We start from the raw sequence: 10,979 nt of genomic DNA on the forward strand, positions 1-10,979 counted from the left end.
TGGGTAAAGGCCGGGCAAGATTTCGTGCCGTGAAACGAGCAGCAATGATCAAGGACTGGGCTCTGCCGTACTGGACCAGAGGCCAGGCGGGGCGCGAGACGCCACCGGACCTGTTCCGGGTCCTCTACTACGGCTGGCTGGCGGCGTTCACGCTCAAGCTGCTCGGATCCGCCTGGGACGTCTCCTGGCACTTCAAGTGGCTGCGCGACGACCTGGCGCCGCCGCACCTGCTCAACTCCGCTGGAACGGTCCTGGCGCTGGCCCTCACCATCGTCCACGGCTACACCGGCTACGGCGTCGACAGGACCGCGCTGCGGCTCATCCAGTGGGGGACCGGGATCTTCCTGGTCGCCGTCCCCCTCGACCTGATCAACCACCGCGTCAACGGTCTCGACATCACCTCGTGGAGCCCGTCGCACATCCTGCTCTACGTGGGCACCTTCTTCATGATCGCCGGAGTGATCCGGGGCTGGTTCACCGGGGCGCCGCCCGGCAGGGAGCGGACCGTGGTGCTGGGCGCGTTCTTCGCCTTCTTCCTGGAGAACGTGCACTTCCCCGAGCAGCACCAGGAGTACGGCGTGCTGTCCATCGGCGCCTGGGACAACAACGCCGCCTACGCCGAGCCGATCCTGCTGCAGTTCGCCGCCGACCAGATGGGGCGGCCGGTCGACCGGGTCACCATGGTCGGCTTCTCGCTGCCGGTGCCCGACGCCCTCTATCCCGTCTACGCCGTCGTCGTCGCGATGACCGTGCTGGCCGTGGCCCGGCTGATGATCGGGCGTTTTGGCAGCGCCACGCTGGTCGCGGTGGCGTACGTGGGGTTCCGCACGCTCATCTGGCAGATGCTCACCTACACCGGGTTCCCGCCGTCGGCGGTGCCGTTCTTCCTGGTCGCGGGGGCGATCGCGGTGGACCTCGCGTTCGCGATCAGGGTGCCGGCGGTGCGCGCCGTCGCCGGCGCCGTCCTCGCGACCGCCGCCGTCTACGGCGGGCTGATCGCGCAGAGCGCGCTCATGGGCGGGGTGTACGGCACGCTCAACGGCATGCGGGGTCTCCTCGGCGCCCCGCCCCTGGCCACGTCGTCGGCGGTCTGGGCGGGGGCGGGGCTGGCGGCGGCTTGGCTGGCCTGCGAATGGTTCGTCAACCGCTTCGAACCGACCCCCCTCAACCCCCGAACCCCCGTCCCCGCCTGACGCCCGCTGGGTCGCCGTTCCTGACCCCACCCCCACGGCACCCGCACCCGGTTCGGGGTTCGCCGCCCACCGGGGCCAAGCCGGAGGGCCCCGGTGCCACGCCCGCACGAGGGCCTGAAGGGGCCTCCTGAGGGCCGGACGATCGTCAGGTCGAGCGGAGGACGGGGTGTGGGGTTGGGCGGGGTGGGTCAGGCGATGGTGGCTCGGGTGATGGCTACGGCGACGCCGTAGGCCAGGCCCATCACGGCGACCTCGGCGCTCGCCCAGCCGACCACCGAGGTTGCCCTGCGGGCGGCGATGCCGGGCAGCAGGCGCCACCTGATGTGCGCGGCCAGGGGCACCAGCAGTGCGGTCAGGGCGACCTTGGTGAGGACGAGCAGGCCGTACTCGGTGGACAGGATCGCGCCTGGCAGCTCCACGCCCGGCGTCAGTGCCAGCGTGCCGAGGCCGCTGACCAGGCCGGAGACCGACACCAGGACCAGCGCGAGCGTCGCCAGCCTGGAGAACCTCGGCAGGGTGTCGGCCAGCAGGTCGCGGTGCGGCGCGAGGAACGCCACCGTGGCCAGCAGCCCGCCGGTCCAGGCGGCGGCGCCGATCACGTGCAGCTCCATCGAGATCATGATCGGGTCGTGCCAGACCGAGTCGACCGCGTGCCCGGTCACCGGGATCGGCAGCAGCCCGAACGCCGCCACCACGATCCGCAGCTCCGCCGGAACCTTCTCGCCGAACCGCACCGCCATCAGCCCGATCCCCGCCGCCGCCAGCGCGCACGCGGCACTGAACAGCAGTCCCTGGCCGGTGCCCACACCGTCCACGTAGGCGCTGATCATGCCGAGGGTGGGCACCCCGCCCGGGTTGAGCTCGGCCGCCTGGAAGACGATCGTGACCAGCGCGCAGATCGCCCACACCCAGGCGGCGGTGACGGCCAGCGGGCGCACCCGGCGCAGCACCGGTTCCGTGCGCTCGGGCCGGTCGAAGCCGAGCAGTTTCGGCAGCAGGCTCAGCCCGAGGGTGGCCACGGCGGCCACGTCGAGCAGCACCCGCACGACCGGCAACCCGAACGCCACCACCGGCCCCGGCAACGGAATCCCCGGCACCGCCTCCTGCGCCGTCACCGTGCTCGCCACCACGGCCGACGCCACGGCCGCCACCACGAACACCCCGGCCATCCCACGCACCCCGGCGACCCCGCCCCCGCCACCGACCCCGCCCCCGCCACCGACCCCGCCCTCGCCACCGAGCCCGCCACCGACCGCGCCACCGAGCCCGCGCCCGCCACCGAGCCCGCCCACCGCGCCACTCGCTCCGGCCGCGGTGCGCACCGGAGCCGCCCCGCCTGCCGCCGTCGATCCGTGTGTTCCGGCCGATCGGGGTGTCTCGCCGTGTGTCCCGGCCTCGCCCTCGCGCACGGGCGTGCCGCCGCTCACGTCCGCGCGCCCTTCTCGCCCGGTGACGGCGTCTCGGGTACGGCGGGCTGGGCGCCGCGGCGCAGGGCGATCACGGTTCCGGCCGCGAGCAGCACCAGGGCCCCGCCGATCCAGACGACCGCCATCCCGGCCCCGCCGTTGGCCGCCGCCTCCGCCGCCTGCGCGCTCAGCTCGGCAGACCCGGTCGCCGGCTGCACCCCCACACCGCCGGGCCGCCCGTCAGCCGCGCCGGGTCGCTGGTCAACCGGGCGAGGCTCCTGGTCAGCGGTGCCGGGCCGCTGGTCGGCCGGGCCGGGCTGGGAGTCAGCCGGGCCGGGCTGCTGGTCGGCCGGGCCGCTCGTCGGCTGGTCAGTGGGAGCAGGCTGCTGGTCAGGGGTGGGGTCGGGCAGGTTGAGGGTGAAGTGGATCTTGCCGGTGACCGGGTGTCCGTCCGAGGACAGGATCCGGTAGCCGATCACGTAGGCGCCGTTCGCGGTCAGCGTCTTCAGCGGTACGCTCACCCGCTCCTTGGCCACCACCGCCGCTCCCGCGGTCAACGCCTCCCCGCCGGGCCCGGTCAGGCCGATGCCGGCGTAGCCCCGCCGTACCGGCTGGTCGAAGACGAGAGTGACCCGCTGCGGCGCGGCGGTGAGCGCCGCGCCCTCCCGGGGATCGCTGGAGACCAGCACGTTGTGCGCCTGCGCTGGAGCGATCCAGCCGCCGACCGCCGCGCAGGCGAGCAGCAGGACCGTGAGAAGCCGCCTCACCGATCTTGACCTTCCCTCGAACACCTCGAAACCCGTCTATGGTCCCACCTATGGATGACCTGTTCGGCGGTGCCGCCCCCTATTACGCCAAACACCGCGCCGACCACGGTGACGCGGCTATCGACCTGCTGGCCAAGGCGTTCGGATCGCGGGCCACCGTGCTCGACCTGGGCTGCGGGCCAGGCACGGTGGCGATCCCGCTGTCGGAGCGGGTGGCGCGGGTGCTGGCGGTCGATCCGGCCGAGGGGATGCTGGCCGAGGGGCGCAAGCTCGGCGCCGGGCGGCCCAACATCCGGTGGCTGGCCGGTGATTCGACCATGTTGCGGCGCCTGCCGGACTTCGAGCACGTGGTGATGGGCCGGTCGTTCCACTGGATGGACCGCGGGGCGGTGCTGGCCGACCTGGACGAACTGCTGCCGCCGGGCGGGATCGTCGCGCTGGTGGGCCCCACGCGCGACCGCGAGAACCTGCCGTGGGAGCCGGTGACGGAGCGGGTGCGGGAGGAGTTCGGGGTGAACGGCCTGACCGCCCGCGGCTCCTTCCAGGCCAGCGGTCTCCACCACGACGAGGTGCTGGCGGGCTCCCCGTTCGGCGACCTGGAGGCCCAGGTGTTCGCGTGGCAGCGCGAACGGGACATGGATGACGTGATCGGCCTGCAACTGTCCTACTCCTACTCGGCGCCCGCCCGCCTGGGCGCCCGCCAGGACGCCTTCGTCGGCGCGCTGCGCGCCGCCCTGACCGAGGTGAACCCGTCCGGCCGCTGGGTCGAGGAGGTGCGCACGCAGGTCCTGCTCGCCCGCCGCCCGTGAGCGAAAATGCTCTAAAGTACGGCGAAGCGAACCACTATCGGCAAAGGACGCGGCGATGAAGGTGCTCAGCGGAGCCATGCACTACTTCAGGACGCTGCCGGAGCAGTGGCCTGACCGGCTGGGCAAGCTGCGGGCGATGGGCGTGGACACGGTCGAGACGTACGTGCCGTGGAACCTGCACGAGCCGCGCCCCGGCCACTTCGACTTCACCGGCCTGGCCGACATGGAGGGCTTCTTCCTGGCGGCGGGGCGGGCCGGGCTGAAGGTGATCGTGCGGCCGGGGCCGTACATCTGCGCCGAGTGGGAGAACGGCGGCCTGCCCGCGTGGCTGCCCGGCCCCTACCGCTGCCACGACCCGCGCTTCCTGGAGCCGGTGGACCGCTTCTTCGACGAACTGGTCCCGCGCATCGCCGCCCACCAGGTCACCAGGGGCGGCAACGTCGTCATGGTCCAGGTGGAGAACGAGTACGGCTCCTACGGCGCCGACCCCGTCTACCTGCGGCACCTGGCCGACGGCCTGGTACGGCGCGGCATCGACGTCCCGCTGTTCACCTCCGACGGCGCCACCGACCTGATGCTGACCGGCGGCACGCTGCCCGGCATCCTGGCCACGGCCAACTTCGGCAGCGGCGCCGCGGAGCAGTTCGAGGTGCTGGCGCGGCACCGGCCGGACGACGAGCCGTTCTGCATGGAGTTCTGGAACGGCTGGTTCGACCACTACGGCGAACCGCACCACACGCGCGACCCGCAGGACGCCGCCAAGGCGCTGGAGGAGATCCTGGAGCGCGGCTCGGTCAACTTCTACATGGCCGTCGGCGGCACCAGCTTCGGCTTCTGGTCGGGGGCCAACGAGGCGGACGGCGCGTACCAGCCGACGGTGACCTCCTACGACTACGACGCGCCGATCTCGGAGAGCGGGGCGCTGACGCCGAAGTTCTGGGCGTACCGGGAGGTGCTGGGCCGCTACGCCGACCTGCCGCCGGTGCCGGAGTCCGTCCGGGAGACGCTGCCCGCGCGGCGGGTGGAGCTGGGCGAACGGCTGGCGCTGCTCGACTGCCTGGACGTGCTGTCCACCGGGACCGTGCGGAGCGCGGCCACGCGTACCTTCGAGGAACTCGGCCAGGACTACGGCCTGGCCGTCTACCGCACCCGCGTGCCGGGGCCGCGCGGCGGCGCGCCGAAGGTCCGGGTCAGAGGGCTGCGCGACCGGGCGAACGTGCTGGTCGACGGCGTGGTCGCCGGAGTGCTGGAGCGCGGCGGGGACGGCGGTGTCGAACTCGGCACGCCCGCCGAGGGCGCCGAGCTGACGCTGGTCGTGGAGGCGATGGGACGGGTCAACTACGGGCCGCTGGTGGGCGAGCGCAAGGGTGTCCTGGACGGCGTCCTGCACGACCGGCAGTACCTGTTCGGCTGGGAGATCGACCCCGTGCCGCTGTCGGACGTGTCCGCGCTGCCGTGGGGGCGGGCGGGCGCGGCCGAGGGCCCGGCCTTCTACCGCGGAACCCTCCAGGTCGAACGGCCCGCCGACGGCTTCCTCGCGCTGCCCGGCTGGGTCAAGGGGCACGTGTGGGTCAACGGCTTCCACCTCGGCCGGTACTGGGACAAGGGCCCGCAGGTCACCCTGTACGTGCCGTGGCCGCTGCTGCGGGAGGGCGCCAACGAGATCGTCGTGCTGGAGATGGACGGCGCCCCTCAGGACACCGTGGCCGAACTGCGGCCCGAGCCGGAGCTGGGGGAGGCGGGGTAGGGCCTGCGTACCGGTCCCGGGCTGGAGGGCCCGGGACCGGCCTCGCGGTTCCACCCCCACGTGACGCGCGGCCGCTCGGGGTTCCGGCCGCGCCGCTCGACGGAGCCGGAGGCGCCCCCAGGTGGGCGGTGGGGGCGCCCCGGCGTTCCCTAGGTGGCGGCCTAGGGCGTCCAGGTCAGCTCAGTGGTCGTACAGGTCGGCTGGATGGTCGTACAGGTCGATACAGGTCAATACAGGTCGGTGCAGGTCGGTGCGGGTCGGTGCGGGTCGGTGCGTGGTCAGCCCTTGGTGCCGCCGCGCTGGCCGCGCCGTAGCGGAAGGGACTGCCGGGCCAGCCGCCGCGACAGCGCGCCGCCCGCGGCGGTGCGTTCCGTGGTCCCGCGCGAGGCCCCTCTGACCTTCGCGTAGGGCTTCGGCGTCTCGGCCGCCGAAGGCTGGTCGGCCTTGTCCTCGTGTTGCTCGCGCGACTGACGCGACTTCGAACTCACACGGAACACCTCCCCGATTTATTGCTATATGTCCGTTTTGTCGGGAGGTGAAACCCGCCATCGACGCCGTGTTGACCGGATGCCGGAGGTGCCGCCGGTGACGATCGCGCTCTTCACGGGGCCGCCCAGATGCCCATGAGCCGCCAGATCCGCCGGGTGAGCGGGTTGACCAGGCCGAGGGAAACGCACAGCTCCCGGGTCTTGCCGACCGAGTCGCGGATCTCCGCCGCCGCGGCCGGGCTGTCGGTGTAGACCTCCCTGACCACGTTCGCGGGTACGGCGAAGCGCTTGATCATCGCACCCGGCGGCGCCAGCATGATCCGCGCCATGATGCCCAGGATGACCGGCGAGATGACGCCCAGCAGCAGCCTGCGGTGGCGCGGCATGCGCGGCACCCGGTTGCGCAGGTAGTGCCGGGCGAAGGAGATGTGCCTGGCCTCCTCCGCGATGTGGATGCGCATGATCGTCTCTTCCAGCGGGTGGTGCTTCCTGCCGTCCTTGAGCATCTTGCGCTGCACGTGGTCGATGGGGTCCTCGCCGCCGAGCACGAAGACGAAGAACAGCTCGGTGGAGATCAGCGGGATCCACGGCGTGACCTGGGCGATGAGGCTGAGCGGCCCCGGCATGCCACGGACCGGCATCTTCGTGCGGTTCACGAACTCCTGGAACATCATCCCGTGATGTCCCTCTTCGATGGTCTCGTGGTAGACGTAGCGGAACTCGGGCGCGCCGTTGGGCAGGCGGTAGGCGTAGTTGAGCAGGCCCCGCTTGAGCAGGTTCTCGAACTGCAGCCCGATCTTCATCGCGGTGGCCACCCTGAACAGCCCGATCCGCGCCCTGACCTCCGGGGAGCGGGACTGGTACCACGGGTGCGCGCCCAGCTTGTCGACCTCGGGCAGCTCCCAGCGGGGGTCGTCCTGGTCGATCAGGAACTCGGCGTCGTCCCAGGGGATGTCCTTGTAGGGCTCCCAGTGCTTGTCGACCGAGGCCTTCGAGAGGCGATGGATGACCGCCTCGTAGGCGCTGCGGTCGGCGACCGTCTCGTCGGACTCCCTGGCGGCGGTAGAGCTCGGTGCGGCTGTCATCGCGGGCACTCCTCTCCTCGCCACGTAATTGTACGGAGCATCCAATAGCGAGGGAAGAGTGACCCGGATCACAGGTCGTCCAGCGTCAGGCCCACCTCCGCCGCGGCAGCCGTACGGACGAGGAGGGTGACCTTGCGGCGGGAGATGAGCTTGTCGTGGACGTGCAACTGGACGGCCAGGCCGTCGATCATCGCGAAGATCCGCCAGCTCGCGCCCTCCGGGTCGGGGCAGGTGAACGCGCCGCTCTGGACCCCGGCCGCGATGATCTCCTTGAGCACCATCCTTCCGTGCACGTCCATGCGGCGGGTGCTGGCCTCGAGCTCGGGGTTGCGCATCGACTCCGACCAGGCGTCGATCCACAGGCGCCAGCCCGCGGGCGAGGTGCCGGGCGAGCACAGCCTGATGAGCGCGCGCAGGCGCTCCGTCGGCGGCTGCGGCGAGCGCTCGATCTTGCCGATCGCGTTGAGATGCTGGCGTGCCGCGTAGGCGAAAGCCTCGGCGATCAGCTGTTCCTTCGTCTCGAAGTGGTAGAACAGCAACGCCTGGCTCACGCCTGCCGCGCGGGCGATGTCGAGGGTCCTGGTGTGCCCGAACCCTCGGGCCGCGATCACCTCGCAGGCCGTCTTGAGGAGATCCTCACGTCGTAATCGGCTGAAACCCCGTGTCACAGCCGAGAACTCTATTACCCACGGTAACCATCAGCGAGTGGGATCCGCACGACAAACCGGGCACCACGGGACGAATCTTCGATCGTGAGCGTGCCCTCATGGCTGGCCGCGATCTCCCTGGCGATCGGCAGACCGAGGCCCGTGCCGCCCGCGTCGCGGTTGCGTGAGGCGTCCAGCCTGGTGAAACGCCGGAAGACCACCTCGCGCTGATCGGGCGCGATGCCCTCGCCGTCGTCCATGACCTCCAGTACGGCCCGCCCGCCCTCGGCCCTGACCGTGATCGTTATCGACTCGTCGGCATGCCGCTCGGCGTTGTCGACCAGATTCGTCAGCAGGCGGGCCAGCCGTACCCGGTCGCCCATGACCGTCACGCCCGGCTCCAGCGACGTGGCCACCTGCTTCGACCTGGGCCGCTCCGACTCGGCCGCCACCAGCTCGGCCAGGTCCACCCGCTCGGAGCGGCCGGGCGCCCCCGCCTCCAGCCTGGCCAGCGTGAGCAGGTCGCCGACGATGGCCTGCAGCCGGTCCAGGCTGGTCAGCACCTCCCTGGCCGTCCCCGGCCAGTCGGTCTCGTCCGGGTAGAGCAATGCCTCCTCGACCTGGGCGCGCATGGCGGTGATCGGGCTGCGCAGGTCGTGGGAGGCGTCGGAGGCGAACCTGCGCTGCTGCTCCACCGCCGCCTCCAGCCGGTCGAGGGTGTCGTTGACGGTCCTGGCCAGGTCGTCCAGCTCGTCGCCGCGATGCGAGCGCGGCACCCGGCGGCCCAGGTCGGTCGCGGTGATCTCGGCGAGTTCCGTCTTGATGTCCTTGACCGGCCGCAGGGAGTTGCCGATCGCCGCCCACGCCACGACCGAGCTGGGCACGGTGAGCACGAGCGCGCCGCCCAGCAGGCCGAGCGCGTACAGGGGGCTGACGTACCACGGCAGGTCGGGGCCGAAGGCGTAGGACATCCAGTAGTCGCCGTTCACGCTGACGCGGAAGCCCACGGTGGTCAGGCAGGGATTGCCGGGCAGCAGCCTGGTGCAGGTGGTGGTCGCCACCCGGCCGTCGTCCTCGGTGGGCTTCAGGTTGGTCAGCGGCGGCAGGCCGTAGAGCCTTTTGCTGGCCTGCCGTACCTTGGCCTCGTGGTCGACGACCTGGAGGGCGTCGATCTCCTCGGTGGGCGTGACGGCCTTGAGCTCGCCCACGGGCGCGTAGCGCTCGACGTTGAAGGCGACGCGGCGGGCCGCCTTGGCCACGCGCTCGGTGATGTAGTCGCTGATCACCACGTGGACCAGCGGCGTGACGAGCACGGCCATGACGAGGTTGAGGACGAGCGCGTTGCCCGCCGCGATCGCCGTCATCCGGGCTCGCACCGACCATCGGAACGGCATCGGCATCACGGTTCCCTGAGCGGCAGTGAGAGCACGAACCTGGCGCCGCGCGCGGAGTCCGCGATGGTGAGCGCGCCGTGGTGGCTGGCCGCGATCTCCCTGGCGATCGGCAGGCCGAGACCGGTGCCGCCGGCGTCGCGGTTGCGCGAGGCGTCCAGGCGCGTGAAGCGCCGGAAGACGATCTCGCGCTGGTCGTGGGCGATGCCCGCGCCGTCGTCCAGGATCTCGAGTACGGCCCGGCCGTCGTGCCCGCGCACGGTGATGGTGATGGTGTGGTCGGCGTGCCGCTCGGCGTTGTCGATGAGGTTGGTCAGCAGGCGGGCCAGCCGCAGCCGGTCGCCGGTGACGACCACGCCCGGGTCCAGGGAGGTGACGACCTTCTTGACCCTCGGCCTGATGGTCTCGGCCATGACGAGGTCGGCCAGGTCCACGGGCTCCTTGGCCCCGGCGGCGCCGGCGTCGAGCTTGGCCAGCGTGAGCAGGTCGGTGACGATGGCCTGCAGCCGGTCCAGGCTGCCGACGATGGCGTCGGCGGTGCGCGGCCAGTCGGCGGTGTCGGGGTAGAGCAGCGCCTCCTCGACCTGGGCGCGCATGGCGGTGATCGGGCTGCGCAGGTCGTGGGAGGCGTCGGAGGCGAACCTGCGCTGCTGCTCGACGGCGGTCTGCAGCCGGTCCAGCGTCTCGTTCGCGGTCAGGGCGAGGGCGTGGATCTCGTCGTGGGTGGGCGGCACCGGCACCCGCTGGCCGAGGTCGGTGGCGGTGATGTCGGAGAGCTTGGCGCGGATGGCGTCCACCGGGGCCAGCGTGTTGGCCACGACCCTCCACGTGCCGACGGCCACGAGCGCGGTCAGGGCGATCGACAGGCAGATGAGGAAGGCGAGCACGCTCAGGTGCACGTACCAGGGCACGATGGGGCCGACCGTGTAGACGTACCAGTCGCCTTCGGGCTCGTACACGCGGAAGGTCGACACGACCATGCACTGGCCGGGATAGGCGGTGAGGTTGCACTCCACGCTGGTGTTGCCGGAGTTGTCGGCGCTGGGTGTCGTGCCGGAGATGCGCGGCTTGCCCTTGAGGTTGGGGGAGGAGGCGACCACCTGGCCGTGGCTGTTGAGGACCTGGAGGGCGCCGCCGGGCTCGGGCGCCATGATGGATGGGAGCGTGCCCCGCTTGATCAGGTGGACCACGCGCAGCGCGGCGGTGACGACCTCGTTGGCGCGGTACTCCTCGGCCGTCTCCCTGATGGCGACCAGCACGAACGTGTTGACCACGAGGCACAGCAAAGCGATGGTGAAGCTCGCGAAGAGCGTCAGCCTGCCGCGTACAGAACCCCGAAAGCGCCTTGTCACGTCCTCCCCCGTGATCAGGTGATCACACTAGGTGCCCCCATCTCTAATCAACGGAGATTCATCGATAAATCCGGACAAAACGACGCCAGAGCAA

At 71.5% G+C, this 10,979-nt stretch carries 10 protein-coding genes; 3 read left to right on the forward strand and 7 right to left on the reverse strand.

Translation table 11 applies throughout. The features are described from left to right. The first annotated feature begins 29 nt into the window (after positions 1-29). Positions 30-1,193, forward strand: coding sequence for a hypothetical protein (locus ACIBEJ_RS10770; RefSeq protein WP_397182436.1), 1,164 nt, complete (start codon positions 30-32; stop codon positions 1,191-1,193). Positions 1,194-1,381: 188 nt separating this feature from the next. Here the strand turns inward: ACIBEJ_RS10770 and ACIBEJ_RS10775 are convergent, their stop codons facing one another. Further along, positions 1,382-2,620 carry a copper resistance D family protein gene (locus tag ACIBEJ_RS10775; RefSeq protein WP_397182437.1) on the reverse strand — a complete coding sequence of 413 codons (1,239 nt, stop codon included), beginning with the start codon at positions 2,618-2,620 and terminating at the stop codon, positions 1,382-1,384. Further along, complete coding sequence (locus tag ACIBEJ_RS10780) at positions 2,617-3,366, reverse strand: copper resistance protein CopC (RefSeq protein ID WP_397182438.1); 750 nt, start codon at positions 3,364-3,366, stop codon at positions 2,617-2,619. Before ACIBEJ_RS10780 ends, ACIBEJ_RS10775 begins: the two co-directional genes overlap by 4 nt. 50 nt (positions 3,367-3,416) lie before the next feature. On the opposite strand from ACIBEJ_RS10780, the gene ACIBEJ_RS10785 reads away from it, so the two are divergent. Together ACIBEJ_RS10785 and ACIBEJ_RS10790 are read left to right on the forward strand one after the other, a co-directional pair. Next, entirely contained in the window at positions 3,417-4,175 is a 759-nt protein-coding gene (locus tag ACIBEJ_RS10785; RefSeq protein ID WP_397182439.1) for a class I SAM-dependent methyltransferase, read from the forward strand. A 55-nt stretch (positions 4,176-4,230) separates the two neighbouring features. Beyond that, positions 4,231-5,922, forward strand: coding sequence for a beta-galactosidase family protein (locus ACIBEJ_RS10790; protein WP_397182440.1), 1,692 nt, complete (start codon positions 4,231-4,233; stop codon positions 5,920-5,922). 278 nt (positions 5,923-6,200) lie between these two features. On the opposite strand, the gene ACIBEJ_RS10795 is transcribed toward ACIBEJ_RS10790, so the two are convergent. The 5 genes from ACIBEJ_RS10795 to ACIBEJ_RS10815 form a co-directional block, all read right to left on the reverse strand. Next, positions 6,201-6,410, reverse strand: a complete 210-nt coding sequence (locus ACIBEJ_RS10795; RefSeq protein ID WP_397182441.1) for a hypothetical protein — start codon at positions 6,408-6,410, stop codon at positions 6,201-6,203. A 113-nt stretch (positions 6,411-6,523) separates the two neighbouring features. Continuing rightward, positions 6,524-7,495: a diiron oxygenase gene (locus ACIBEJ_RS10800; protein ID WP_397182442.1), complete on the reverse strand. Its 972-nt coding sequence runs from the start codon at positions 7,493-7,495 to the stop codon at positions 6,524-6,526. A 68-nt stretch (positions 7,496-7,563) separates the two neighbouring features. Further along, positions 7,564-8,163: a TetR/AcrR family transcriptional regulator gene (locus ACIBEJ_RS10805; protein WP_397182443.1), complete on the reverse strand. Its 600-nt coding sequence runs from the start codon at positions 8,161-8,163 to the stop codon at positions 7,564-7,566. Positions 8,164-8,177: 14 nt separating this feature from the next. Continuing rightward, a complete protein-coding gene (locus tag ACIBEJ_RS10810) occupies positions 8,178-9,536 on the reverse strand; it encodes a sensor histidine kinase (protein WP_397182444.1) in 1,359 nt (452 codons plus the stop codon). 5 nt (positions 9,537-9,541) lie between these two features. Beyond that, complete coding sequence (locus ACIBEJ_RS10815) at positions 9,542-10,885, reverse strand: sensor histidine kinase (protein ID WP_397182445.1); 1,344 nt, start codon at positions 10,883-10,885, stop codon at positions 9,542-9,544. Between the last annotated feature and the right edge of the window lie 94 nt (positions 10,886-10,979).

Origin of the sequence: Nonomuraea sp. NPDC050790, from assembly GCF_044456745.1 — a bacterium.
In the GTDB taxonomy this organism is placed as follows: domain Bacteria; phylum Actinomycetota; class Actinomycetes; order Streptosporangiales; family Streptosporangiaceae; genus Nonomuraea.